Origin of the sequence: Streptomyces sp. WG5 (assembly GCF_049974565.1) — a bacterium.
Taxonomy (GTDB): Bacteria; Actinomycetota; Actinomycetes; order Streptomycetales; family Streptomycetaceae; genus Streptomyces.
Genome location: NZ_JBNGGC010000022.1, coordinates 11,928 through 35,743 on the forward strand (window position 1 = coordinate 11,928; position 23,816 = coordinate 35,743).

23 protein-coding genes are annotated in these 23,816 nt (G+C 72.3%); 10 read left to right on the forward strand and 13 right to left on the reverse strand.

What is annotated here, in order from left to right; all coding sequences use genetic code 11:
* Positions 1–39: 39 nt before the first annotated feature.
* On the reverse strand, positions 40–849 hold the full coding sequence (locus tag ACP4IX_RS22975) for a ferritin-like domain-containing protein (RefSeq protein WP_426526707.1): 810 nt from the start codon (positions 847–849) through the stop codon (positions 40–42).
* A gap of 524 nt (positions 850–1,373) precedes the next feature.
* Between ACP4IX_RS22975 and ACP4IX_RS22980 the strand changes: the two genes are divergently transcribed.
* Entirely contained in the window at positions 1,374–3,671 is a 2,298-nt protein-coding gene (locus ACP4IX_RS22980; protein ID WP_426556502.1) for a DEAD/DEAH box helicase, read from the forward strand.
* Between the two features lie 263 nt (positions 3,672–3,934).
* A complete protein-coding gene (locus tag ACP4IX_RS22985) occupies positions 3,935–4,834 on the forward strand; it encodes an alpha/beta fold hydrolase (RefSeq protein ID WP_426556503.1) in 900 nt (299 codons plus the stop codon).
* 115 nt (positions 4,835–4,949) lie between these two features.
* Here the strand turns inward: ACP4IX_RS22985 and ACP4IX_RS22990 are convergent, their stop codons facing one another.
* Positions 4,950–5,855, reverse strand: coding sequence for an NYN domain-containing protein (locus tag ACP4IX_RS22990; protein ID WP_426556540.1), 906 nt, complete (start codon positions 5,853–5,855; stop codon positions 4,950–4,952).
* A gap of 237 nt (positions 5,856–6,092) precedes the next feature.
* Between ACP4IX_RS22990 and ACP4IX_RS22995 the strand changes: the two genes are divergently transcribed.
* Positions 6,093–6,245, forward strand: a complete 153-nt coding sequence (locus ACP4IX_RS22995) for a hypothetical protein (RefSeq protein ID WP_426523791.1) — start codon at positions 6,093–6,095, stop codon at positions 6,243–6,245.
* A gap of 92 nt (positions 6,246–6,337) precedes the next feature.
* Here the strand turns inward: ACP4IX_RS22995 and ACP4IX_RS23000 are convergent, their stop codons facing one another.
* From ACP4IX_RS23000 to ACP4IX_RS23015, 4 genes are all read right to left on the reverse strand, one after another.
* Complete coding sequence (locus tag ACP4IX_RS23000) at positions 6,338–6,943, reverse strand: MarC family protein (RefSeq protein WP_426523790.1); 606 nt, start codon at positions 6,941–6,943, stop codon at positions 6,338–6,340.
* 55 nt (positions 6,944–6,998) lie between these two features.
* On the reverse strand, positions 6,999–7,856 hold the full coding sequence (locus ACP4IX_RS23005; protein ID WP_426523789.1) for a PHP domain-containing protein: 858 nt from the start codon (positions 7,854–7,856) through the stop codon (positions 6,999–7,001).
* A 244-nt stretch (positions 7,857–8,100) separates the two neighbouring features.
* The gene (locus tag ACP4IX_RS23010) at positions 8,101–8,742 is read right to left on the reverse strand and encodes a DUF6758 family protein (protein WP_426523788.1); all 642 of its coding nucleotides are present in this window, start codon (positions 8,740–8,742) and stop codon (positions 8,101–8,103) included.
* A gap of 263 nt (positions 8,743–9,005) precedes the next feature.
* Positions 9,006–9,602: a suppressor of fused domain protein gene (locus tag ACP4IX_RS23015; protein WP_426523787.1), complete on the reverse strand. Its 597-nt coding sequence runs from the start codon at positions 9,600–9,602 to the stop codon at positions 9,006–9,008.
* Positions 9,603–10,145: 543 nt separating this feature from the next.
* Between ACP4IX_RS23015 and ACP4IX_RS23020 the strand changes: the two genes are divergently transcribed.
* Together ACP4IX_RS23020 and ACP4IX_RS23025 are read left to right on the forward strand one after the other, a co-directional pair.
* Positions 10,146–11,261: a magnesium and cobalt transport protein CorA gene (locus ACP4IX_RS23020; protein WP_426523786.1), complete on the forward strand. Its 1,116-nt coding sequence runs from the start codon at positions 10,146–10,148 to the stop codon at positions 11,259–11,261.
* 111 nt (positions 11,262–11,372) lie between these two features.
* Positions 11,373–11,885 (forward strand): hypothetical protein, encoded by a 513-nt coding sequence (locus ACP4IX_RS23025; protein ID WP_426523785.1) that lies wholly within the window; start codon positions 11,373–11,375, stop codon positions 11,883–11,885.
* Between the two features lie 6 nt (positions 11,886–11,891).
* Here ACP4IX_RS23025 and ACP4IX_RS23030 read toward each other — a convergent pair whose 3' ends face one another.
* Entirely contained in the window at positions 11,892–12,629 is a 738-nt protein-coding gene (locus tag ACP4IX_RS23030) for a hypothetical protein (RefSeq protein ID WP_426523784.1), read from the reverse strand.
* 281 nt (positions 12,630–12,910) lie between these two features.
* Here ACP4IX_RS23030 and ACP4IX_RS23035 point away from each other — a divergent pair, with 281 nt between their 5' ends.
* From ACP4IX_RS23035 to ACP4IX_RS23045, 3 genes are read left to right on the forward strand one after another with little or no spacing between them, the layout of a single operon-like run.
* Complete coding sequence (locus ACP4IX_RS23035; protein ID WP_426556504.1) at positions 12,911–14,215, forward strand: magnesium transporter MgtE N-terminal domain-containing protein; 1,305 nt, start codon at positions 12,911–12,913, stop codon at positions 14,213–14,215.
* Positions 14,205–14,804, forward strand: coding sequence for a DUF1003 domain-containing protein (locus tag ACP4IX_RS23040; protein ID WP_426523782.1), 600 nt, complete (start codon positions 14,205–14,207; stop codon positions 14,802–14,804). Before ACP4IX_RS23035 ends, ACP4IX_RS23040 begins: the two co-directional genes overlap by 11 nt.
* Positions 14,805–14,847: 43 nt before the next feature.
* The gene (locus ACP4IX_RS23045; protein WP_426523781.1) at positions 14,848–15,981 is read left to right on the forward strand and encodes an Mrp/NBP35 family ATP-binding protein; all 1,134 of its coding nucleotides are present in this window, start codon (positions 14,848–14,850) and stop codon (positions 15,979–15,981) included.
* Between the two features lie 81 nt (positions 15,982–16,062).
* On the opposite strand, the gene ACP4IX_RS23050 is transcribed toward ACP4IX_RS23045, so the two are convergent.
* The 5 genes from ACP4IX_RS23050 to sigE form a co-directional block, all read right to left on the reverse strand.
* On the reverse strand, positions 16,063–16,737 hold the full coding sequence (locus ACP4IX_RS23050) for a hypothetical protein (protein WP_426556505.1): 675 nt from the start codon (positions 16,735–16,737) through the stop codon (positions 16,063–16,065).
* 289 nt (positions 16,738–17,026) lie between these two features.
* Positions 17,027–17,473, reverse strand: coding sequence for a sec-independent translocase (locus ACP4IX_RS23055; protein ID WP_426523779.1), 447 nt, complete (start codon positions 17,471–17,473; stop codon positions 17,027–17,029).
* A gap of 148 nt (positions 17,474–17,621) precedes the next feature.
* On the reverse strand, positions 17,622–19,562 hold the full coding sequence (locus tag ACP4IX_RS23060) for a trypsin-like peptidase domain-containing protein (RefSeq protein WP_426556506.1): 1,941 nt from the start codon (positions 19,560–19,562) through the stop codon (positions 17,622–17,624).
* 95 nt (positions 19,563–19,657) lie between these two features.
* Complete coding sequence (locus ACP4IX_RS23065; RefSeq protein WP_426523777.1) at positions 19,658–20,644, reverse strand: zf-HC2 domain-containing protein; 987 nt, start codon at positions 20,642–20,644, stop codon at positions 19,658–19,660.
* Positions 20,641–21,312 carry an RNA polymerase sigma factor SigE gene (gene sigE / locus ACP4IX_RS23070; RefSeq protein WP_426523776.1) on the reverse strand — a complete coding sequence of 224 codons (672 nt, stop codon included), beginning with the start codon at positions 21,310–21,312 and terminating at the stop codon, positions 20,641–20,643. Before sigE ends, ACP4IX_RS23065 begins: the two co-directional genes overlap by 4 nt.
* Positions 21,313–21,598: 286 nt before the next feature.
* Here sigE and ACP4IX_RS23075 point away from each other — a divergent pair, with 286 nt between their 5' ends.
* A complete protein-coding gene (locus ACP4IX_RS23075) occupies positions 21,599–22,297 on the forward strand; it encodes an O-methyltransferase (protein ID WP_426523793.1) in 699 nt (232 codons plus the stop codon).
* A 116-nt stretch (positions 22,298–22,413) separates the two neighbouring features.
* On the opposite strand, the gene ACP4IX_RS23080 is transcribed toward ACP4IX_RS23075, so the two are convergent.
* On the reverse strand, positions 22,414–22,581 hold the full coding sequence (locus tag ACP4IX_RS23080; RefSeq protein ID WP_003966491.1) for a DUF3117 domain-containing protein: 168 nt from the start codon (positions 22,579–22,581) through the stop codon (positions 22,414–22,416).
* Between the two features lie 409 nt (positions 22,582–22,990).
* Between ACP4IX_RS23080 and ACP4IX_RS23085 the strand changes: the two genes are divergently transcribed.
* Positions 22,991–23,794 (forward strand): enoyl-CoA hydratase/isomerase family protein, encoded by an 804-nt coding sequence (locus tag ACP4IX_RS23085; protein ID WP_426523775.1) that lies wholly within the window; start codon positions 22,991–22,993, stop codon positions 23,792–23,794.
* Positions 23,795–23,816 lie beyond the last annotated feature (22 nt).

Consider the following 23,816-nt stretch of genomic DNA (forward strand, 5'->3'; position numbering starts at 1 on the left):
GAGCGCCCGACGGGACCCGCGCCGGGTGCCCGGCAGCGCTCAGGCCGCCAGACCCAGCGCCGCCATCCGCTTGGTGTGCGCCTCGGTGATCCGGGAGAACATCCTGCCCACCTCGGCGAGGTCGAAGCCGTCCGCGACACCGCCCACCAGCATCGTCGACAGTGCGTCCCGGTCGGCGACCACCCGCTGGGACTGCGAGAGGGCCTCCCCCATCAGCCGCCGCGCCCACAGCGCGAGCCGCCCGCCCACACGCGGGTCCGCGTCGATCGCCGCACGCACCTTCTCCACGGCGAAACCGGCGTGCCCCGTGTCGTCGAGCACGGCCAGCACCAGCTCGCGGGTGTCGGAGTCGAGGCGGGCCGCGACCTCGCGGTAGAAGTCGCTGGCGATGGAGTCACCGACGTACGCCTTGACGAGCCCCTCCAGCCAGTCGGAGGGATCCGTCTGCTTGTGGAAGCCGTCGTAGGCGGCCACGAACGGCTCCATCGCCGCCGTCGGCTCCTCGCCGATCTCGGCGAGCCGGTCGCGGAGCCGCTCGAAGTGGTGGAACTCCGCCGACGCCATCTTCGCCAGCTCCGCCTTGTCCGCGAGCGTGGGCGCCAGCTTGGCGTCCTCCGCGAGCCGCTCGAACGCCGCCAGCTCTCCGTATGCGAGCGCACCGAGCAGGTCCACGACCGCGGCGCGGTACTGGGGGTCGGCGGCTGCCGTCGCCCAGTCCAGGGCGGCGACTCCGGTGGCTCCCGTGGTTTCGGTGGCTGCGGAGGTTTCAGTGGTTCCGGAGATTCCGGTGGCTTCGGTGGTTTCGGCGGGGGCGTCTGCGGCGTTGCCAGGCTTGTCCGAGCTCGTCATGCAGCGCACAATAGCCCGCCTGTCGTCTGCCGGAAGGCCCCCCGTCGGCGCAGGTCGGCCCCCGGTCCGCCCCGGCCGATCAGTGTGACGACAACTACGCGACCAAATCGGCCATCGCCTGTGCGCGAATCCGGGGTATGGTGGTAAAGCGCCTGCCGAGTATGTGACGTACGGGTACGTGACATCGTCGTCGGGCCGCACGCATGAGGATGCCCGGTCGGTGGCCCGATCGGCTCCGACCCGACAGCCCTCCCTGCCGTCCGCCACACTGCGTACGGAATCCGGAGGGGGACCCTCAGTGGTACGAGCGCTGGAGCGTCGACAGAGGTCCCGTGTCCTACGGCTCACCCGTAAGGCAGCCGACGTCCCCGACACGGTCCGGCACGACCCGCGCGCTCGCCTCGCACCACGTACACAGAAGAGGCAGCACCCTGACTACGACGTTCCGATCCCTCGGGATCCTCCCCGAGACCGCCGAAGCCCTCGAGGCCGTCGGCATCATCACTCCCTTCCCCATCCAGGAGATGACGCTCCCCGTGGCCCTTTCGGGCACGGACGTCATCGGCCAGGCCAAGACCGGCACCGGCAAGACGCTGGGCTTCGGCCTCCCGCTCCTCGAGCGCGTGACCGTCCCCGCCGACGTCGAGGCGGGCCGCGCCGCCCCCGAGGCCCTGACCGACGCCCCGCAGGCCCTGGTCGTCGTCCCGACGCGCGAGCTGTGCCAGCAGGTCACCAACGACCTCCTGACCGCCGGCAAGGTCCGCAACGTGCGCGTCCTGGCGATCTACGGCGGCCGGGCCTACGAACCGCAGGTCGAGGCCCTGAAGAAGGGTGTCGACGTGATCGTCGGCACTCCGGGCCGCCTGCTGGACCTGGCGGGCCAGAAGAAGCTGAGCCTGAAGCACGTCAAGTGCCTGGTCCTCGACGAGGCCGACGAGATGCTCGACCTGGGCTTCCTGCCCGACGTCGAAAAGATCATCAACATGCTCCCGGCCCGGCGCCAGACCATGCTGTTCTCGGCCACCATGCCGGGCGCGGTCATCGGACTTGCCCGCCGCTACATGTCGCAGCCCACGCACATCCGCGCCACCTCGCCGGACGGTGAGGGCGCGACGGTCGCGAACACGAAGCAGTTCATCTACCGCGCGCACAACATGGACAAGCCCGAGATGGTGGCGCGCATACTGCAGGCCGACGGCCGGGGACTGGCCATGGTCTTCTGCCGCACCAAGCGCACGGCGGCCGACCTGGCCGACCAGCTCAAGCAGCGCGGCTTCGCCTCCGGCGCGGTCCACGGCGACCTCGGCCAGGGCGCCCGCGAGCAGGCCCTGCGCGCCTTCCGCAACGGCAAGGTGGACGTGCTCGTCTGCACCGATGTCGCCGCCCGCGGCATCGACGTCGAAGGCGTGACGCACGTCATCAACTACCAGTCTCCGGAAGAGGAGAAGACGTACCTGCACCGCATCGGCCGGACCGGCCGCGCGGGCGCGAAGGGTACGGCGATCACGCTGGTCGACTGGGACGACATCCCGCGCTGGCAGCTGATCAACAAGGCGCTGGACCTGGGCTTCAGCGACCCGCCGGAGACGTACTCCACCTCCCCGCACCTGTACACCGACCTCGGCATCGCCGAGGGCACCAAGGGTGTCCTGCCTCGCTCGGAGCGCACCCGCGCCGGGCTCGAGGCGGAGGAGCTGGAGGACCTGGGCGAGCCGGGTGGCCGCGCGCGCGGCGACCGTGGTGGCCGGGGTGGTCGCGGTGGCCGGGACGAGTCCCGTTCCGCCGAGCGCGAGCGTTCGTCCCGTACGACGCCGCGTCGTCGCCGCCGGATGCGCGGTGGGGCACCGGTGGACGCGGCCACCTCCGCGACCGCCGCACCCGAGGCCGTGGCCGGCCCTGCGGACAGCGCGGCCGACGCGGACACGGACGCCGCCACGGCTCCCCGCACGCTGCGCCGCCGACGCCGCACGCGCAGTGGAGAGCCGTCGCGCCGGCCGGTGACGGCCACGGCGACCGACGCCCCCTCGGCGGGGACGGACGCCACGCTCGCGGCCTCCGAGATCGCCGAGGCGCCCGCGCAGTCGCGTCGCCGCCGCACCCGCAAGTCGGCCGAGGCGCCGGCCGCGCCGCTGGAAGCCACACCGGTGGTCGAGCCGACGGTGGACGTGCCGGCGGTCGTCGAACCCGCGGTCGTCGAGGCCCCGGCGGCCGAGGCTCCCGTGGAGAAGCCGCGCCGCCGCACCCGCAAGGCCGCGACCACGACCACGCCCGCCGAGACGGCGGTCGACACGGCCGAGGGAGTGACCGAGCCCGCCTCCGAACCCACGGAGACGAAGCCCCGCCGCACCCGCAAGAAGGCCGCGACGGCGTCGACCGCGACGGACGCCGCGGACCTTACGGAGACCGCGGAGGCCAAACCGCGCCGCACCCGCAAGGCCGCAGCCGTCGAGCCCGCACAGGCCGACGAGGCCCCGGAGGCCGCCGAGGCCAAGCCGCGCCGCACCCGCAAGACGGCCGCCACCAAGACCGCCGCAGCCAAGGCCGAGACCGCCGTCGACACGGCCGAGGCCACGGAGGCCACGCCGCGCCGCCGCACCCGCAAGGCCGCCGAGCCCGTCGAAGCCACCGAGGCCACCGCCGGCATCCCGGCCCAGGCCTCGCAGGAGCCGGAGGCCGCACCGCGGCGCCGGACCCGTAAGGCAGCCGCTGCCGTCGAGGCACCCGCCGAGGCCGCCGGCACGGCCGAGGCGAAGCCGAAGGCGCGCCGCACCCGCAAGACGGCCGCGGCCGCCACGCAGCCCGCGGAGGCCGGCGAAAGCTGATCACGCCGCTCACCCGGCCGTCGGCCCGGTCCCGCCACCACGCGGGCCCGGGCCGTCGGCGTTCCCACATCCGTCCCCGGCCCGTCCCCCGCCCAGCCGGTGCCTCCGGCCCGCCCGCCTCGCCTCCTCCCCCCGACCCGACCACCAGGAGGCCCAGTGCCGGGGTGCTGGAGCAGGAAACTCGGAGCGGCGGGGGCGGGGCGAGCGACGCCCGGCAGCCGGCCGCCCTCTCCGTCACCCGTGTCGCCCGATAACCTCTGCCCGTGAGCAGTAACGCCACCTTCACCCTGCCCTCCGGCGCCCGCGCATACCGGCTGCGTACCGCGCGTGGTGAGTTCGCCGTCGTCGACTCGCCCGTGGCCGGGGGGATCGAGGCGAAGGGGACGGTGCTGATGCTGCCCGGGTTCACGGGGAGCAAGGAGGACTTCACACAGCTCCACGAACCGCTCGGGGCGCGTGGGTACCGTACGGTCGCCGTCGACGGGCGGGGGCAGTACGAGTCCGACGGACCCGAGCACGACGAAGCCGGATACGCGCAGACCGAGCTGGCCCGGGACGTGCTCGCGCAGGTGGCCGCCCTCGGGACCACCCGGGTGCATCTCGTCGGGCACTCCCTCGGCGGTCAGATCGCACGTGCCGCCGTCCTGCTCGACCACGCCCCCTTCGCCTCCCTCACGCTGATGTCCTCGGGCCCGGCGCGGATCTCCGTCTCCCAGCAGCAGCGGGTGAAGCTCCTTCGGGACGCGCTCGACACCATGACGATGGCCGAGGTCTGGGCGGTGATCCAGACGATGGAGCCGCCCGAGGAGGTCGGCGGCCCCGCCGTCGGTCCCGGAGATCCGCAGCGGCTGCGCAGCCGCTGGCTGGGCACCAGGCCCGCTCAACTACTCGCCACGGGACGTCAGTTGTGTACCGAGCCGGACCGCGTCGCCGAGCTCGCCGCCGTGCCGCTGCCGTTCCACGTGCTGTCGGGCGCGTACGACGCCACCTGGCCCGTACCGCTCCTGGACGAGATGGCCGTACGGCTGGACGCGCGCAGGACCGTGATCGCCGGTGCCGAACACTCCCCCAACACCGACCGGCCCCTGCCCACCGCCCGCGCCCTCGCCGACTTCTGGGACGGCGTCCTCACCCGGCCGCGGACGCCGCGGACGGACCCCTAGCAGCGCCGGCACCGCACGTGGCACTGAGCCGCGCCCGGCCCTGCGAGCAGACCCTCCTGTACTCCCCGCACCGCGCCCAGCAACGTGCGCCCGGCACTCGCGCCCGGCACTGCGCCTAGTACTGCGCCCGCAGGTGCTCCCAGAAACCGTCCCGCAGCGCCCGGCGCAGGTCGGGCTGGCCGCGCAGCGAGTACTGCAGCAGCCCCTCGGCCTCCACCAGCAGGTCCTGGTCCACCGAGCCGGGGAGATAGGGATGGCCGGGGAGCAGCTCCACCAGCGATTCACGGCCTCGTGCCGCCAGCCACTTCGCCGCGATCTGCGCGCCCACGAAGCGGACGTCCTCGCGGGCCGGCCGGGCCACGCCCGCCGTGTCGAAGGCCTGGGCCGTGCGCCGGGAGACGTACGGCTTGAAGAACTCCAGGTCGAAGGTGCGCTGGCTGTCGACCTCCCAGAGCAGCGGGTCGGCCTGGTTGCGGCCCTCCGGCGCCTCGATGCCCCACAGGTGGACGCGGGCGCCGTAGCCCTGGGCGGCCTCGACCGCCGACACCAGGTCCTCGTCGCCGCCGAGCAGGGCCGCGTCGCTGATGGCGCGGTGCCGCGCGAGGGACTCCAGGTCGGAGCGGATGAGTGAGTCGACGCCCTTCTGCTGGTTGTTGGCGTTGAGGTTGCCCAGGCGGACCTTGACGTCCGGCAGCTCGGCGATGGACTGCTGCTCGGCGGTGTGGATGCGGCGCCGGGCGCCGTCGTACCAGTAGACGCGCAGCAGGCGGCTGTCCGCGAAGATGGTGCGCGCCTTGTCGATGAGCGCCTCGATCAGTCCCTCGGCGTCGAGGTCGAAGGCCCGGCGGTCCTCGGTCCCGGCCACCAGGCGTCCCGCCGCCGCGTAGAGGTACCCGGCGTCGACGAAGATCGCGTGGGTCGAGGGCGTCTTGGCCACCTCGGCGAGCATGCGCTGCAGCAGTTCGTTGGTGCGATCGATGCGGGCGTCCAGGGACGCGAGGTCGTCGTTCATCGCCTCCATTGTCCCGGCGGTCACGCTGCGAACACAACCGGTCCCGATCAGTCTTCTCCCGGTCACCTGCCACCTCGGATCATGCCGCTCACCAGTCATTAGTTAGCAGATCGAAAAATTTCCTTAGCGTAGGGAATGTTTGCAGCGGGCAACCCGTTGACTCATTACGGAAGCCCGGGCACCGACGACCCAGGAGCCACACCAGTAGTTCTCCTCAGGAGGATGACCAGATCAAGGGAGAGGCCCATGCGCTTTGAAATCATGCGACTCGACGACGTCGACGGAACCCCCGTGGACACGACCGTCGTGGACGCCGCCTCCGTGAACCGCATCGTTCAGCAGGCCGCCGCCATCGGGCAGCGCCTGTGGATCCGCCCCGCCGACACCTCGGCCATGTAGCGCGGAGACTCCGCAGACCCTCTGCGCACATGGCCAGGGCCCCGCACGGCGTTCCGTGCGGGGCCCTGGCCATGCCCGGGGTCATGTGCCCCTCACGTGCCCTGGATCACCTGGGTGACGCCGTTGATGATCTGCTGCACGGCGATCGCGGAGAGCATCATGCCGGCGAGGCGGGTCACCAGGACCACGCCGCCGTCCTTGATGACCCGGATGATCAGCAGCGAATACCGCATCACCAGCCACAGCACCACGTGGATCGCGAGGATCGCCGCCCACACCGACACCTGGGCGGTCACGCTGTCGGCCTTCTGCACGGCGAGAATGACCGACACGATCGCCCCGGGCCCGGCGAGCAGCGGCATGCCCAGCGGCACGAGGGCGACGTTGACGTCCTTGGTCTGCTTCGGCTCGTCGGTCTTGCCGGTGAGCAGGTCGAGCGCGATCAGGAGGAGCAGCAGCCCGCCCGCGATCATCAGCGCGGGCACGGACACGTGCAGGTAGCCCAGGATCTGGTGCCCCAGCAGACCGAACACCGTGATGACGCCACCGGCCACGCAGACGGCCTGGAAGGCCATCCGCTTCTGCACCTTGGCGGGCCGGCCGGAGGTCAGCGCGAGGAAGATCGGGGTGATCCCGGGGGGATCCATGATGACAAAAAGGGTCAGGAACAGAGAGCCGAAGACGGCGACGTCGAACATGGGTGAGCTACTGGCCTTGCGGGAGAGGGGAGGAAAGGTGTGGCCGGGGTGGGACTCAGACCCCGCCGGCCCCCGGCACGGGGAACGCCCCGAACGCCCGCCGCGTGATCTCCCCGTACACCTCGGGGTCCGTCGTGTACTCGCCGAGTACGCAGGTCTTCCGGGCGCCGTGGTAGTCGCTGGAGCCGGTCACCAGGAGTCCCAGCTCCTTGGCCATGCCCCGCAGCCGTGCGCGCGTCTCCGCGTCGTGGTCCATGTGGTCGACCTCGATGCCGTCGAGCCCGGCGGCGGCCAGGTCCGCGATCGCGGCCTGCGGTACCGTACGGCCTCGTTTGGCAGCAGCCGGGTGGGCGAACACGGCGACGCCGCCCGCGCCCTTGATCAGCCGGAGCGCCTCGAAGGGGTCGGTCTCGTGCTTCTCCACGAAGGCCCGGCCGCCGTCGGCCAGCCAGTCCTGGGTGAAGGCGTCGCCCACGGTCGGCACGACGCCGAGTTCGACGAGGGCGGTGGCCACGTGCGGCCGTCCCACCGAACCGTCGCCGGCGATGCGCGCGACCTGCTCCCAGGTGACGGGCACGCCCAGCGCGTTGAGCTTCGCGACCATGCCCTGGGCCCGCGGCACCCGGTCGTCCCGGACCAGCTCGCGCTCGGCGAGCAGGGCGGGCTCCTCGGGATCGAAGAGGTAGGCCAGCATGTGCATGCTGACCCCGTCGAGGCGGCAGGAGAGTTCGGCGCCGGTGACGAGGGTGAGTCCCTCGGGGAGCGCGGCGACAGCCTCGGCGTGTCCGCGCGTGGTGTCGTGGTCGGTGAGCGCGACGACGTCCAGCCCGGCCGTGGCGGCCTTGCGTACGAGCTGGGCCGGGGTGTCCGTACCGTCGGACGCGGTGGAGTGGGTGTGCAGATCGATGCGCACGACGCTGACTCCAAGCGGTGACGGGACGGAAGGGGACGCTCAAGGATAACCGGAACTCCACGCACCACTGTCACACCCGCAGCGGTCCTGCACCCCCTACGCGCACCCGACCCCGCGACACCCCCGGCCCCCTGCCCGCACCCGGCCCCCGGCGACCCGCCCCCCGCCTGCCTCGTGCCCTCAGTAGCCGGCACCCCCGCCCCGGTCCCTGCTCCCGGCCCTCAGCGCCCCGGCCCCGCGGCACTCACGGCTGGATCAGCCGCGGCGACAGCGCCCCGCACGGCACCAGGTCCACCTCGGCGCCCGCGTCCCGCAGGTCGGTCAGGACCAGTTCCTCGTACATCAGCAGGCCCGCACGCTCCGGCCACACGACGGCCCACAGCCACATCCCGAGGGCCTCCCCGGCGAAGACGGCGCGGTCGACGGGCGCGCCGGAGACGTGCCACAGGGGAGTCGGACGGCCTGCCGCCAGGACCTTCGCCTGGGGCGGCTTCTCGACGTCCATGTACGGCCCGGGGTCCGGGGCGTCGATGCCCGCGTACCGCGCCCCCAGGCCGACGCCGAGTTCCTCGGCGACCAGGATCAGCTCACCGATGCCGCCGAGGGGTCCGGGACCGGAGCAGGCCACGGCGGTCGCCCGGCCGCCACTGCGGTCGTCGCCCGCGCACGCCACACCGGTGAACAGCCACCCGACGGGCAGCGGCCACGGCATCCAGACCGGTACCTGAGTGCGGTGCACCACGACGGCGAGCGCCTCGACGCTGGGCGGGAGCACGGGCTGCACCGGATACACGGTGCCGTGCAGGTCGCACTGCCAGGAATCGGAGAAGAGGCCGGGAGCCCTGACCCGGCCACCACATTTCGGGCAACTGGGTTCGCCCCTCATAGGGCCCCACGGTCCTACCCTCACCCGCCCACGTCAAGGACGGTCACTCATCCGGACGAAACGGCCACCCGGCCGGAACCAGGTGCACTTCGCACTGTTCAGCAACACCCACGCACTGTGTGCATACGCCAACCCCCCGCCCCCTTCCCCGTCGGCGCCGGAGCAATGCGGAGGAACCGGAACCGGAGCCGCGGCACGCCGACGAGGACGGCGTCACGGCCCTCGCCGACCGACGGACGCGGACCGGACGGCGGTGAGTCCGCTCACTCCAGCGGCACGGATCCGCGGGACGGATCGCGCAGGTCCGTCCCGTGCGTCAGCCAGCGTTCCTGCAGGGCCTGCGCGCCGTGCACCCGCTTCCAGGCCGCCTCGTTCGGCGTCATCGGCAGCAGCGGCAGGAACCGTACGGGGTCCAGCGGGGCGTCCAGCTCCAGGTCCTCGACCAGGCCGCCCGGCTCGGCCACCAGCACCGAGGTGAACGGCGCACCGGGCCACAGCGCCGCGCCCACGTCCAGGGAGGCTCCGGGCGCCACGACCACGCCCTCGACCTGCGGGGACGCCGCCAGCACGGCGAGCGGACGGAGCACCTTGCCGGTGTCGGCGAGACCGGCCCGGACGGAGAGGACCAGCTCGGCCCGGGGGCCCTTGAGCGGATCGGCGAGCACGGCCGTGGGGTCCGCCATGGGCTGCGCCGCCATGCCGAGGGTGGCATAGCGGACGATGTCGCCCTCCTGGCCGCCGCCGGGGAAGCGGAGCACCTCGATGCGGTCGGTACCGAGGAAGGTGACCGCCGCGCGTGCGTCCGGCTCGCCCAGCGCGCTGCGCAACCGGGCCTCGACCAGAGGAAGTACATCAGCCATGCGGCGAGCATAGAACCCGTAGTGAAGCGGCACCTTGACACGTGGGTGACTGGTACTCTGGCCCAGCGGTTCGGGGCAGCACGCAGCGCGTCGCGATCAAGACCCCGACACCATGAAGACTCCCCTACGGGGAACCCCTCCAAACAGAGGGAATCGATCGTCCCTCACGAGGGACCGGCCGGAGGAGGTGGGGCTGGCATGGACCGAAGTCGACCGTGCAGTACCACCCGCTCTTCCGGCCGCTGATGCAGCTGCTCCGGCTTCCCGCCCCTGCCGCCTCCCATCACCCGCGCGCCTTCACGCGGAAGAGCACGTCGTCTCGTTTTGCCTGATCCGGTCCGTCGATTCATCGATTCGTCGATGCATCGATCCGTATCAGCAGCTGAAACCAGCAGCTGAAACCAGCAGCGAAGCCGGCCACCGCGACGGTGCGGTGCTCCCCGCTTTGTGGACGTGCGGAACACACGTACTCAGGACGTCCTCATTCCGGGTGGTTCCACCCGCCACCGGCGCCGTTCGCTGCCCGTCGCGAAGGAGCCTGCCATGTCGATGATCCGTGACCTGCGCGCCGCGGTCCGCCCGTCCCGCGTCTCTCTGCGCAAGGACAGCGGCGCCTACGACACCACCCGCGACCCGGCGACCGCCACCGCCGTCGTCGACTGCGCCGTCTACCGCGACGGCACCCGCGTCGAGACGGACGCCCCGCTGAGCCCGCAGACGGCGATGCGCCAGGTGCGCCGCGACGGAGGGTTCGTGTGGATCGGCCTGCACGAGCCCACCGAAGCCGAATTCGCCGGCATCGCCCGGGAGTTCGGACTGCACCCGCTGGCCGTGGAGGACGCCGTCCAGGCCCACCAGCGGCCCAAGCTGGAACGCTACGACGACTCCCTGTTCACCGTTTTCAAGACCATCCACTACGTCGACCACGACGAACTCACCGCCAACAGCGAGGTGGTGGAGACCGGCGAGGTCATGTGCTTCACCGGGCGGGACTTCTTCATCACCGTCCGGCACGGCGGGCAGGGCTCGCTGCGCGCGCTGCGGCACCGGCTGCAGGAGGACCCCGAGCTGCTGCTCAAGGGCCCCTCCGCGGTGCTGCACGCCATCGCCGACCACGTCGTCGACGGCTACATCGCGGTCGCCGACGCGGTACAGGACGACATCGACGAGGTCGAGACGGAGGTGTTCTCACCGGGCCGCAAGGGCACGCCGCGCGGTACCGACGCCGGCCGGATCTACCAACTCAAGCGCGAGGTCCTGGAGTTCAAGCGGGCGGTCTCCCCGCTGCTGCGCCCCATGCAGCTGCTCAGCGAGCGGCCGATGCGGCTGATCGACCCGGAGATCCAGAAGTACTTCCGGGACGTCGCCGACCACGTCGCGCGGGTGCAGGAGCAGGTCGTCGGCTTCGACGAGCTGCTGAACTCCATCCTCCAGGCCAACCTCGCCCAGGCGTCCGTCGCGCAGAACGAGGACATGCGCAAGATCACCTCGTGGGCGGCGATCATCGCCGTACCGACGATGGTGTGCGGGGTGTACGGCATGAACTTCGACTACATGCCGGAGACCCACTGGAAGTTCGGTTACCCGCTGGTCCTGTCGATCACGGTCGGCATCTGTCTGGGCATCCACCGCACGCTCAAGCGCAACGGCTGGCTCTGACCGGCCGGGCTCCGGCCGGCCTCCCCCCGCGGACCGCCTCGGGCCGGCTCCGACGGGGACCGTGCGGACTGGGCAGCCGTACCGCCGTGCCGGGCTGGATAGGCTGACCGCATGACAAGCGAGCTGCTCGACCAGGCCCTCGTCGAGGAGGCCACGAAGAAGTCCGGTCTCATCTGGGTCGGCGGGCCCGGGGCGGCTGCGCGTCCGCTCTGGCACGTCTGGCACGAGGGCGCGGCGTGCGTCATCGGCGACGGCCCCGGCGAGCAGCCGCTGCCGGGGCTGGCCGACGGGGCCGCGGCCGAGGTGACGGTGCGCAGCAAGGACAAGGGGGGCCGGCTGGTCTCCTGGACGGCCCGGGTCGTGGAGCTGCCGTCCGGCTCCGAGGCGTGGCAGGCCGCGGTCGCCGACCTCAAGGGCAAGCGGCTGAACGCCCCGGACGGCGAGGCGATGACCGACCGCTGGGCCCGCGAGTGCCGGGTGCTGCGCCTGGAACCGACGGGGGCGACGGCACCGCTGCCCGACGGTTCGCTGGCCGAGGCGCCGCTGCCGAGCCCGGCGACGACGCGCGGACCGCTCCCGGCGGGACTGCCGCGCCTGCTGCTGAAACGCCGGAAGAGGCGTTAGCGCCGCCTAGGACGTCGGCAGCTGCTTGCCGTAGTCCAGCGTGTCGTCCTTCGCCGGCTCCGTGAGCGCGAAGTCCTTGTTCCAGTCCGAGAAGCTGATCGTGCCCGCGCTGCCCGCCCGGACCAGGCGCAGCGGGTAGGGCGTGCCCTCCAGGGAGACGTCCAGCGAGCCGCCGGAGCCCTCGTCGCCGGTGATCCGGACGGTGCGCACGCCCGCCTGTTCGTGGCGCCCGTCCGTCTCCACCGTGCCGTGCAGCGTCAGCAGGCCGCCCAGGAGGACGTTCTTGTCCGCGAAGCCACTGAACTTCTTGTACACGGGGTCGCTCTGCGGCACCTTGACGTACTTGCCGGCCAGCTTCTCGGCGGCCGTGGTGTCACCGCCGTCGTGGCTCCAGAACCCGGCGTCGGCCTTGAGGAAGAGCTGCTCGCCGACGCGCAGCAGTCCGAAGGTCGTCCCGTCGGCGGCGACCGACCCGGTCCCTCCGTCGGGCTTCAGCCGCATGTCGAGGGTGTACGTGTCCCCGCCGGCGGCGACGGTCCCGTGCAGGCGCACCGCCCGGGCGGACTCGGCGGCCGTGCGCGTCTTGGCGTGGATCTTGTCGGCCGGGAGTTTGCCGACGCCGTTGGTGCCGGCGTCCGGGTCCTCACTACTGCATCCCGTCAGCCCCGCTCCGGTCACCGCCAGGGCGCACACCGCGCCCATCATCGCGGCCCTGCGGATTCGGCGCCGAGGAGTCACAGACACAGGTGGGGCTGCCTTTCTGACAAGGACTGGCAAGAACTGGCAAGGACCGACAGGGCCGGCGAGGGCTCGGCAAGGAGCTGAGAGGGGCCCAAGCGGCGTACGGCAGCGTACCGGGGTCGTGAACGGCGAGCGGAGCCAGTCCGTCCGGACCGCCCACCAGAGCGGAGCCGTTCGGGACGGGCTAGCCTGAAGCCCGTCCGAGCGGGCAATTCGGGAAAGAGACACCGTACGGAACAGCTCTCACGCAGGCTGACGCACGCTTACGAAAAGGAGCCGCGGCCATGGCAGCGGGCGCCCCCCGGATCTTCGTCTCCCATCTCTCCGGCACCGCCGTGTTCGACCCGACCGGCGACCAGGTGGGACGCGTACGCGATCTGGTCGTCATGCTCCGCGTCGCCGGCAAACCCCCGCGGGTGCTCGGCCTCGTCGTCGAACTCACCACCCGGCGCCGCATCTTCCTGCCCATGACCCGGGTCACCGGCATCGAGACCGGCCAGGTCATCACCACCGGCGTGCTCAACGTCCGGCGCTTCGAGCAGCGGCCCACCGAGCGCCTCGTCTTCGGCGAGCTGCTCGACCGGCGGGTCACCCTCGCCGAGACCGGTGAGGAGGTCACCGTCCTGGACCTGTCGGTGCGGCAGCTGCCGGCCCGCCGGGACTGGGAGATCGACAAGGTCTTCGTCCGCAAGGGGAGGAAGGGCGGCGCCTTCCGGCGCAACAAGGGCGAGACACTGACCGTCGAGTGGTCCGCCGTCACCGGCTTCTCCGTGGAGGAGCAGGGCCAGGGCGCCGAGAACCTCCTCGCGACCTTCGAGCAGCTGCGCCCCGCCGACCTCGCCAACGTCCTGCACCACCTGTCCGCCAAGCGTCGCGCCGAGGTCGCCGCCGCCCTCGACGACGACCGCCTGGCCGACGTACTGGAGGAGCTGCCGGAGGACGACCAGATCGAGATCCTCGGCAAGCTCAAGGAGGAGCGCGCCGCGGACGTGCTGGAGGCGATGGACCCCGACGACGCGGCCGACCTGCTCGGTGAGCTGCCCGAGGAGGACAAGGAGCGGCTGCTGAGCCTGATGCAGCCCGACGACGCCGCCGACATGCGGCGCCTGATGGCGTACGAGGAGCACACGGCCGGCGGTCTGATGACGACCGAGCCGATCGTGCTGCGGCCCGACGCGACCGTCGCGGACGCCCTGGCCCGCATCCGCAACCCCGACCTGTCCCCGGCGCACGCCGCCCAGGTCTACGTCTGCCGGCCGCCCGAGGAGACCCCGACCGGCAAGTACCTGGGCACGGTGCACTTCCAGCGCCTGCTGCGCGACCCCCCGTACACCCTGGTCGGCTCGATCCTCGACGACGACCTGCAACCCCTGGAGCCGGACGCCGCGCTGCCCGTGGTCGCCGGGTTCTTCGCCACGTACGACATGGTCGCGGCGCCCGTCGTGGACGATTCCGGATCACTGCTGGGCGCGATCACTGTGGACGACGTGCTGGACCACCTGCTGCCCGACGACTGGCGGGAGACCGAGTACCACCTCGACGAGGAGACCGGAGCGACGGCGGAGGAGGTGCGGGCCGATGGTGCCTGAGCGCGAGACGACACCCCGTGAGCGGGCGGTGTCGGGCGCCACGGCGGCTTCCCGCACCCGGGCCCGGCTGGACCAGCCCCGCCCGCCGCGGCGCCGGCTGGTGCCCGAGTGGGACCCGGAGTCCTTCGGCCGGCTGTCGGAGCGCGTCGCGCGTTTCCTGGGCACCGGGCGGTTCATCGTCTGGATGACGGTCGTCATCATCCTGTGGGTGGTGTGGAACGTGTCCGCGCCCAGCAGCCTGCGCTTCGACGAGTACCCGTTCATCTTCCTGACGCTGATGCTCTCGCTCCAGGCCTCCTACGCCGCCCCGCTGATCCTGCTCGCGCAGAACCGGCAGGACGACCGGGACCGGGTCAACCTGGAGCAGGACCGCAAGCAGAACGAGCGGTCGATCGCCGACACCGAGTACCTGACCCGGGAGATCGCCGCCTTGCGCATCGGGCTCGGCGAGGTCGCGACCCGGGACTGGATCCGCTCCGAGCTGCAGGACGTGATCAAGGACCTGGAGGAGCGGCACGACGGCCACCACCCCGACCGCGGGGTATTCCCGGCGAACCGGTCCGCGGGGCGTGACGTACACGACCGGTGACGGGGCTTTCCGTGCCCGGTGGGCGGCGCCGTACCATCGTCCTATGGCTACGGAAGACGCGGTGCGTGAAGCACTGGCGACGGTGAACGACCCCGAGATCAACCGGCCCATCACCGAGCTGGGGATGGTCAAGTCGGTGGAGATCGGCGCGGACGGAGCGGTCGCGGTCGCCGTGTACCTGACGGTCTCCGGCTGTCCCATGCGGGACACCATCACACAGCGCGTGACGGACGCGGTGTCGCGGGTCGAGGGTGTCACGCGGGTCGACGTCGAGCTGGACGTGATGAGCGACGAGCAGCGCAAGGAGCTGGCGAGCGCCCTGCGCGGCGGCCAGACCGAGCGCGAGGTGCCCTTCGCCAAGCCCGGCAGTCTGACCCGGGTCTACGCGGTCGCCTCCGGCAAGGGCGGCGTCGGCAAGTCCTCGGTGACGGTGAACCTCGCCGCGTCGATGGCGGCGGACGGCCTGAAGGTCGGTGTCGTCGACGCCGACATCTACGGCCACTCGGTGCCGCGCATGCTGGGCGCCGACGGCCGTCCCACCCAGGTCGAGAACATGATCATGCCGCCTTCGGCCCACGGGGTGAAGGTCATCTCCATCGGCATGTTCACCCCGGGCAACGCGCCGGTCGTCTGGCGCGGCCCGATGCTGCACCGCGCGCTCCAGCAGTTCCTGGCCGACGTGTACTGGGGCGACCTGGACGTCCTGCTCCTCGACCTGCCGCCCGGCACCGGCGACATCGCGATCTCCGTGGCGCAGCTCGTGCCGAACGCCGAGATCCTGGTCGTGACGACCCCTCAGCAGGCCGCTGCCGAGGTGGCCGAGCGGGCGGGCGCCATCGCCGTCCAGACCCACCAGAAGATCGTCGGCGTGGTCGAGAACATGTCCGGCCTGCCCTGCCCGCACTGCGGCGAGATGGTCGACGTCTTCGGCACCGGAGGCGGCCAGTCGGTCGCCGACGGCCTGACCCGCACCACGGGCGCGTCGGTCCCGGTCCTCGGCTCCATCCCGATCGACGTCCGGCTGCGCGAGGGCGGCGACGAGGGCAAGCCCGTCGTCCTGTCCGACCCGGACTCCCCGGCGGGCGCGGCCCTGCGGTCGATCGCGGGGAAGCTGGGCGGGCGTCAGCGTGGGCTTTCGGGGCTGTCGCTGGGGATCACCCCGAAGAACAAGTTCTGACCCTCCGCACGTACGGGATCGGGGCGCTGTCCGCCGGGACGGCGCCCCTCGTCGTACAGCCGTCGTACGCCCGCCCGCCGACTATCCGTCGTACGCGGTGATGTCCTTGACCACGGAGAAGGCCAGCCCGTAGGCGCTCATGCCCCGTCCGTACGCCCCCACGTGCACGCCCTGCTCGGTGGAACCGGCGAGCACCCAGCCGAACTCGGACTCCCGGTAGTGGAAGGACGTCGGCACGCCGTCCACGGGGAGGGACAGTTTCGTCCAGTCCTCGCCGTCTAGATCGTCCGCGAGGACCCACGCGGTCTCCGTCTGCTGCTCCAGCCAGTCGTCGCGCAGCGAGTGGTCCATCTGGCCGGGCCAGGTGAAGGAGAGCAGCCCCACGCCGGCCAGCCAGGCCGCCGAGGACACCGAGGTGGCCTCCAGCAGACCGGTGCCGTCGGCGCTGCGCCGGTCGGGGTTGGCCGCGACGGTCACCACGACCGCGAACTTCTCCTTGGCGTCCCGCTCGTCGCCCGCCACGTGCTCGTTGCGCACCGACGGCTCGTCGCCGTGCCCGAGCGAGCCGTGCTCGACGGCCCCGTCGGCCGCCGCACCGACCTGCATCAGCCAGCGCCGCCCCGTGAAGGCCTCGTCAAGGCCGTACCAAGGGAAGGGCGCGCGCAGGTAGCCGTCGACCGTACGCCGGGCGGAGGGGACCTGTTGTCCGTCCTCCGCGGCCGGCGCCTGCGCGACTGCGCCACTCGTCGTCTCCATGTGCCCGGACGCCTCCTAGCTCTCGTCGGACCGGAAACGGCCCGCCCCCCTTCGGGCGCACTCGTCCGGTCCGCACAACAACTCGGGCAGCATAGCCACACCACAGGCGGCAGCCGGGAAAGTGCCCGGCGCGTGGGTCGCGCGGACGCCGCCTTCGGGCCCTGCGCGCCCCGTCCGGAGCGTGAGACGCGTCACACGCGGCGACGGAGCCGGCTGCTTCGGCATTCCGCGGCCCTCGGGCCTCACCCGGTGGTGATCGCGTGATGCCCGACCGGCCCGCGGAGGACGCTCAGGTGGCGTCCGCGTCGAACGGCGGGCGGTCGTCGAGGGCGGGGGCCTGGGGCTTCTTGGACATGTCGATCCGGCCGCCGGCGGAGGGGGAACCGGACGCGGGCGTACCGGACGACTCCGGCTCGCGGCCGTGGACCGCGTCGGTGACCTCGGCCATCTCCTTCTTCAGGTCGAAGCCGTTGCGGATCTCCTTGAGCCCCAGCTCGTCGTTGTCCAGCTGCTTGCGGATGAACGTCTTGGGGTTCAGGTCCTCGAACTCGAAGTCCTTGAACTCGGGGCCCAGCTCCTGCCGGATGTCCTGCTTGGCGCTGTCCGAGAACTCCCGGATCTTCCGGATGGTGCGCGACACGTCCTGGATGACCTTGGGAAGCTTGTCCGGACCGAAGACGAGCACGGCGAGGACGACGAGCGTCACCAGCTCTAGTGCGCCTATGTCATTGAACACCTGAAGCTCCTTGGGATGTCCGGGCCGCCACCACGGTACCCGCCGATCCCGTCCGACCGGTACCGTCCCGTGAGCCCCGAGTGCGTGTATGCGGGCGCTTTCCGAATTGTTTGCCTTCCTGGCCCCTTGTCGGGACCTGCGCGGCCGTTCACCCGTCGGACGAGCCGAGTACCAGTGAGACGTTCGTCTCCTTGCCGTCGCGCTCCAGGGTCAGCTCCAGGCGGTCGCCGGGGCGGTGGGCGCGGGTCTTGACGATGAGTTCCTCGCCGGAGTGCACGCGCTGGCCGTCGACGGCGGTGATCACGTCCCCCGGTCTGATGCCGGCCTCGGCTCCGGGGCCGCCCGTGGTGACCGCGGGGCCTCCGTCGCTGCCCCGGGTGCCGACGCGGGCGCCGTCGCCGGTGTAGTTCATGTCGAGGGTGATGCCGATGACCGGGTGGGTGGCCCTGCCCGTGTTGATCAGCTCCTCGGCGACGCGCTTGCCCTGGTTGATGGGGATGGCGAAGCCGAGCCCTATGGAGCCGGCCTGACCGCCGTCCGGCTCGGCGCCGCCGCTGCCGGCGGACCGGATGGCGGAGTTGATGCCGATGACCCGGCCCTGGGCGTCCAGGAGCGGGCCGCCGGAGTTGCCGGGGTTGATGGGCGCGTCGGTCTGCAGGGCGTCGACGTACGAGACGTCGCTGCCGTCGCCCTCCTCGCCGCCGGCGGTGATGGGCCGTTCCTTGGCGCTGATGATGCCGGAGGTGACGGTGCCCGCCAGGTCGAAGGGGGCGCCGATGGCGACGACGGGGTCGCCGACCCGCACGTTGTCGGAGTTGCCGAGGGGCATGGGGGTGAGGCCGCTGACGCCCTTCACCTTCACCACGGCGAGGTCGTAGCCGCCGTCGCGGCCGACGACCGTGGCCTCGGCGGTGTCGCCGCTGTTGAAGGTCACGGTTATCTCGCCGCCGGATCCTGCGGGCTCCACGACGTGGTTGTTGGTCAGGATGTGGCCGCGGTCGTCGAGTACGAAGCCGGTGCCGGTGCCCGCGGCGCCGCTGCCGCTCACGTGCAGGGTCACCACGCTCGGCAGCGCCCGGCCGGCGATCCCGGCGACGCTGTCCGGCGCCCGCTCGACCGTCTCCTTCCTGGCCTGCGGGAGTTCGACCGTGCCCACGCCGCCGTTGCGTTCCAGGTACGCGCCCATGGAGCCGCCGACGCCGCCGGACACCAGGGCGATCAGCAGCGCCCCGCCGACGATCACCGTCCTGGTCCGCCTGCGCCGCTGCTCCCGCGTCGACGCGACCGCACCGCTGTGCTGGAGAGGCGCGGCGACGACCGGGGCGGCCCAGGGGTCGTAGCGCCCCCAGGGGCCGGTGCCCGGGCTGTCGCCGCCCGGGCCGGGCGGCATCGACGCCTCCGGCCCGAGAGGCGGAGGCGGCGCCGACGGATGCGGCACCGGCGGCGCGGGGGCCACGGGGGGCGGGGCGTCCGCCAACGCCGGGTCGGGGACCGCACCCGCGGGCGCGGACGACGACGGGACCGCCGGGACACCGGACGCGGGAGGCGCCCCCGCCCCGGCCGCGACCGTGCCGTGCGCGGGTGTCACCGACGGATGCTGCACCGGGGGCGCGGGGGCCCAGGGCCCCGGCTCGCCGTACGGAGGGGTGCTGTACGGGTCCGGGTCGTGCAGCGGCTTGCCGCGCTCGGCGACGGGTGCCGCGGTCAGCGGTGCGTCGGCGTCATCGGCGTCCGCGTCCGCGCGGGGTCCGGCGTCGGCTCCGGCGCCCGTGTGCGGGCCCGCGTCGGCGGTCGCGTACGGGCTCCCGCCGGTGTGCGGGCCGGTGTCCGCGGTTCCGTCACCGGTCGCGGGCCCGGTCGCCGTTCCGGACGCCGGGCGGTCCAGCTCGTAGTCGCCCTCTCCGTCGCCGGCCACGCGGGGTGCCGCCGGGCGTTCGAGTTCGAAGTCGCCGCCGTCGGACACGTCGTCACCGGTGTCCGTGGCGCGGACCGTGCGCGGGCGTTCCAGTTCGAAGTCGCCGTCGGTCGGGTCGTCGGACGAGCGGGGACGACTCCACCACTTCGCCTTCGTGGGCTTCCCCTCGTTCATGTTCTCCCCCGCAGCTGGCCGCAGATCGTCGGCTCCAAGGGCTCTGGTGCCACCCCGGATTCAATCAGGTCCGCGGGCCGGCCCGCGGACGCCGGTCAGGGAACCGGACGGTGGGAGGTGACGGGGGAGGCCGCCGGACGGGAGGACGGGACCGGGTCGGGGACGGGTGCGGCGAGCAGGCCGGGCGGCCTGACCTCGGAGGCCGTCGGCCAGGAGGCCGCCGCGAGCGGCGGAATCGCTTCGAGCGGACGTATCAGCGGGGACATGGCGGCGGCACCGGCCGTCACCGGAGTGGTCAGCGCACGCAGGGCCTGCTGCCGCGGGTCGGCGCCCGTCGGGGCCGGCACCCCGGGCAGCAGCGGCGCGGACATGGCCGTGGGCGCGACGGGGGTGTCGCCGAGCGCCCGCTGTCCCTGGCCGAGCATCGGGCCGCCCGCGCGACGGCGCTGGCTCTCGGAGGTCGTGACCGCTCCCGCGCCCTGCGTACGCGTCGGCGTCACATTGCTGCCGCTGCCGGAGCCGCGCGCCTCCGTGGTGGTGTCCGGCATGCCGACGGTGACACCGCCCAGCGCGATCGCGGCCAGCGACACCGCACCGGCGGCGGCGCACGCGAACCGCAGGCCGCGCGAGGACGACCGCTCCGGCTCGTGCCGGCTCACGTCGTGGATCCGGAATCCCCGCACCGGTGAGGAGGGCGACAGCACGGCGGAGTGCGGCCGGGCGGGGACGTAGTCGAACTCGAACCGCCCGCCCCGTCCGGTGCCGAAGACTCCGTCGACGCCGCCGGTGAGCCGGTCGCCGCCCGGCGGCGAGCCGCCGCCGTCCGTGTCGGCTCCCCCGGGAAGGCCCTGGAGGCGGGCCAGGAAGCTCTCCGAGGGCGTCGGCGGGGCCGCTTTCGCGAAGACGTTCTTCAGCCGTCGCTGCGCGTCGACCTCCGCCTTGCACTTCGGGCAGGTGGCCACGTGCGCCAGTACGCGCTCACGCGCGTCATGACCGAGCTCTCCGTCCACCAGGGCGGAGAGCCGGTCTCCCAGATGCTGCTCTGCGAGGTGTCCCTCGGATTCAGGCCGTGACCCACTCACGCGCTCGTGCCCCCTCCTCCCAGTGCGGGAATACGGGCGGCGAACGAGCGACGCTCGGCACGCGCCTTGGGAGAACGGTGCGCGAGTGCCTTGCGCAGCTGGGAACGACCGCGGTGGATCCGGGAGCGGACGGTGCCGAGCTTGACGCCGAGGGTCGCGGCGATCTCCTCGTACGACAGACCCTCGATGTCGCACAGGACGACGGCGGCGCGGAACTCGGGCGCGAGGGTGTCGAGGGCCTGCTGGACGTCCGCGTCGAAGTGGGCGTCGTGGAAGACCTGCTGCGGGTTGGGCTCCTTGCTGGGCAGCCGCTCGGCCGCGTCGTCGCCGAGTGCGTCGAAGCGGATGCGCTGCTTGCGGCGCACCATGTCCAGGAAGAGGTTGGTGGTGATGCGGTGCAGCCAGCCCTCGAAGGTGCCCGGCGTGTAGGTCGACAGCGACCGGAAGACGCGGACGAAGACCTCCTGGGTCAGGTCCTCGGCGTCGTGCTGGTTCCCGGTGAGGCGGTAGGCGAGGCGGTAGACCCGGCCGCTGTGGGTGCTGACGATCTCCTCCCAGGTGGGCGGAGTCCACGCCTGCCCGTCCGCGTCGCTGGAGAAGGTCGCGGTCTGGGTGTGTCCCGTGGTGGGACCGCCTGCGTGGCTGGGGTCAGCAGCGGTGTCGTTCACGGATTTCGGCCTGCCTGCCGATCCGAGGAAGCGCCGCAGCACTCCTCCGCGATCCGCGGGTGCGGCCGCACCTCCCCTGTCGGCTCTGGTGGTGTCCAGTGGAGCCCCTACCATAGCCACCTCGCCCGTTAGCTCCGGATAAGCGGTTTTACGAGAATTTGATCTGGACCGGCACGGCTCGTACGGCTGCGTCAGCACTTGCTCGGCGCACTGGACCATCCGCCGCCCCCGTCTCTGCCCGGCCGCTCAGTCGTCTCTCTGCTCCCCCCTTCAAACGACTGGTCCCATCTGCGGGTTCCCGGCGCCAACGGATACAGTCACGCCGAGGCAACGACGGGGACAGGAGAGGGTCATTACCGGCAACCGGCAGACGAGCTGGGCGTTCGCCGACGCCTTTGTCGCCGAGGACGACGCGCTGCTCTGGGCACGCGACCGGGCCCGTGACGCGGGCCTGCGCTCGGTGGCCCCGGGCACGGGCTCCGCGCTGGGGTTGCTCGCCGCCGCCGTGGACGCCAAGGCGGTCGCGGAGATCGGCACCGGCTGCGGCGTCTCCGGGATCCACCTCCTGCAGGGCATGCGGCCGGACGGGGTACTGACCACGGTCGACCCGGAGCCGGAACACCAGCAGTTCGCCCGCCAGGCCTTCCGCGCCGCGGGCTTCGCCAGCAACCGGGCCCGCTTCATCCCGGGGCGGGCGCTGGACGTGCTGCCCCGGCTCGCGGACGCCGGTTACGACCTCGTCTTCTGCGACGGGGACCGCCTGGAATACCTGGACTATCTCGCTGAATCGTTGCGTCTGCTGCGCCCCGGAGGCCTCGTCGCCTTCGAAGGCGTCTTCGGCGCCGGCCGGACGATCGACTCGGGTCCGCAGCCCACCGAGGTGCTGCGGCTGCGGGAGGTCCTGCGCGCGGTGCGGGAGAGCCAGGAGCTGGTGCCGTCACTGCTGCCGGTGGGCGACGGACTGCTGTGTGCCGTCAAGCGGTGACTCCCCGGCACGGGGCCACCCGGAGAAGCCCGGATCCGCACGCGGAACGGGGAGGACAATCGCCCCGGCACCATGTTCGGTACCGGGGCGACTGAACGGGTATGGTCGCTCGCGCGTCAGCCGACGACCTTCTTGAGGGCGTCGCCGAGCGCGTCGGCCTCGTCGGGGGTCAGCTCGACGACGAGTCGACCGCCGCCTTCGAGCGGAACGCGCATGACGATGCCCCGCCCCTCCTTGGTCACCTCGAGCGGGCCATCGCCCGTCCGCGGCTTCATGGCCGCCATGCTCGTTCCCCTTCCTGATACCAGCTCACCGTCACCGCCGACGGCCCGTGAGGGCACGCGCAGTCCGGCATGGACGCGCGACACCGGCATCGAACACATTGCTTCCCAGCCATTATCCCGCATCCCAGGACCCGATGACCAACATCGGTCGGCATCGCTTGGGCAACGCACGCGAGCAAAACCACTCAATTCGGCGATGTGACTGCGATACTGCGCGCCCCGGCCCACGTGGGCCGAATGAAGAGGGACCGTAATCCTTTGACGCAGGTCACATCTCGGAAGTGATCCGATGCCGGTGATCTCCGTCATGCTGTCTTCCGGACGCGCCAGGACGCACTGCCCGGACGCACCGCCGCGGTGACCGGCTGACGCGCTCCAGGACCCACACCACGACGCGGAGGGGATCTCCATGGCCGACACCGTGCTCTACGAGGTGAGCGACGGGCTCGCGACGATCACGCTGAACCGCCCCGAGGCGATGAACGCGCTGAACACCGAGACCAAGGTCGCCTTCCGGGAGGCCGCACGCTCCGCGGCCGCGGACGACGCCGTGCGGGCGGTGCTGCTGACCGCGGCGGGCGAGCGGGCGTTCTGCGTCGGCCAGGACCTCAAGGAGCACATCGGGCTGCTGGCCGCCGACCGGGAGACGGGCTCGGGCCGGACCATGAGCACGGTGCGCGAGCACTACAACCCGATCGTGCGGGCGCTCGCCGGGGCCCGGAAGCCGGTGGTGGCCGCCGTGAACGGCGTGGCGGCCGGGGCGGGCCTCGGTTTCGCGCTCGCGGCGGACTACCGGATCGTCGCGGACACCGCCGCCTTCAACACGTCCTTCGCGGGGGTCGCGCTCACCGCCGACTCGGGCGTCTCCTGGACGCTGCCGCGCGTCGTCGGCCCCGGACGCGCCGCCGACCTGCTGCTCTTCCCGCGCAGCATCGGCGCCCGGGAGGCGTACGAGCTGGGCATCGCCAACCGGGTGGTACCCGCCGCCGACCTGCGCGCCGAGGCCGAGCAGACGGCGCGGGCGCTGGCCGCGGGACCGACGGTGGCGTACGCGGCGCTCAAGGAGGCGATGGCGTACGGGCTGACGCACTCGCTCTCCGAGACGCTGGAGAAGGAGGACGAGCTGCAGTCCCGGGCCGGCTCCTCGGAGGACCACGCGATCGCGGTGCGGGCGTTCGTCGAGAAGGAGAAGCCGCGCTACCTCGGCAAGTGAGCCGGTGACCGCCGGCTGCGGC

Coding starts and splice junctions, on each gene's coding strand:
- ACP4IX_RS22975 (WP_426526707.1), bottom strand. CDS start 849: ATGACGAGCTCGGACAAGCCTGGCAACGCCGCAGACGCCCCCGCCGAA.
- ACP4IX_RS22980 (WP_426556502.1), top strand. CDS start 1,374: ATGACGCTCCCCGTGGCCCTTTCGGGCACGGACGTCATCGGCCAGGCC.
- ACP4IX_RS22990 (WP_426556540.1), bottom strand. CDS start 5,855: ATGGAGGCGATGAACGACGACCTCGCGTCCCTGGACGCCCGCATCGAT.
- ACP4IX_RS22995 (WP_426523791.1), top strand. CDS start 6,093: ATGCGCTTTGAAATCATGCGACTCGACGACGTCGACGGAACCCCCGTG.
- ACP4IX_RS23000 (WP_426523790.1), bottom strand. CDS start 6,943: ATGTTCGACGTCGCCGTCTTCGGCTCTCTGTTCCTGACCCTTTTTGTC.
- ACP4IX_RS23010 (WP_426523788.1), bottom strand. CDS start 8,742: ATGAGGGGCGAACCCAGTTGCCCGAAATGTGGTGGCCGGGTCAGGGCT.
- ACP4IX_RS23015 (WP_426523787.1), bottom strand. CDS start 9,602: ATGGCTGATGTACTTCCTCTGGTCGAGGCCCGGTTGCGCAGCGCGCTG.
- ACP4IX_RS23020 (WP_426523786.1), top strand. CDS start 10,146: ATGTCGATGATCCGTGACCTGCGCGCCGCGGTCCGCCCGTCCCGCGTC.
- ACP4IX_RS23025 (WP_426523785.1), top strand. CDS start 11,373: ATGACAAGCGAGCTGCTCGACCAGGCCCTCGTCGAGGAGGCCACGAAG.
- ACP4IX_RS23035 (WP_426556504.1), top strand. CDS start 12,911: ATGGCAGCGGGCGCCCCCCGGATCTTCGTCTCCCATCTCTCCGGCACC.
- ACP4IX_RS23040 (WP_426523782.1), top strand. CDS start 14,205: ATGGTGCCTGAGCGCGAGACGACACCCCGTGAGCGGGCGGTGTCGGGC.
- ACP4IX_RS23045 (WP_426523781.1), top strand. CDS start 14,848: ATGGCTACGGAAGACGCGGTGCGTGAAGCACTGGCGACGGTGAACGAC.
- ACP4IX_RS23050 (WP_426556505.1), bottom strand. CDS start 16,737: ATGGAGACGACGAGTGGCGCAGTCGCGCAGGCGCCGGCCGCGGAGGAC.
- ACP4IX_RS23060 (WP_426556506.1), bottom strand. CDS start 19,562: ATGAACGAGGGGAAGCCCACGAAGGCGAAGTGGTGGAGTCGTCCCCGC.
- ACP4IX_RS23080 (WP_003966491.1), bottom strand. CDS start 22,581: ATGGCGGCCATGAAGCCGCGGACGGGCGATGGCCCGCTCGAGGTGACC.
- ACP4IX_RS23085 (WP_426523775.1), top strand. CDS start 22,991: ATGGCCGACACCGTGCTCTACGAGGTGAGCGACGGGCTCGCGACGATC.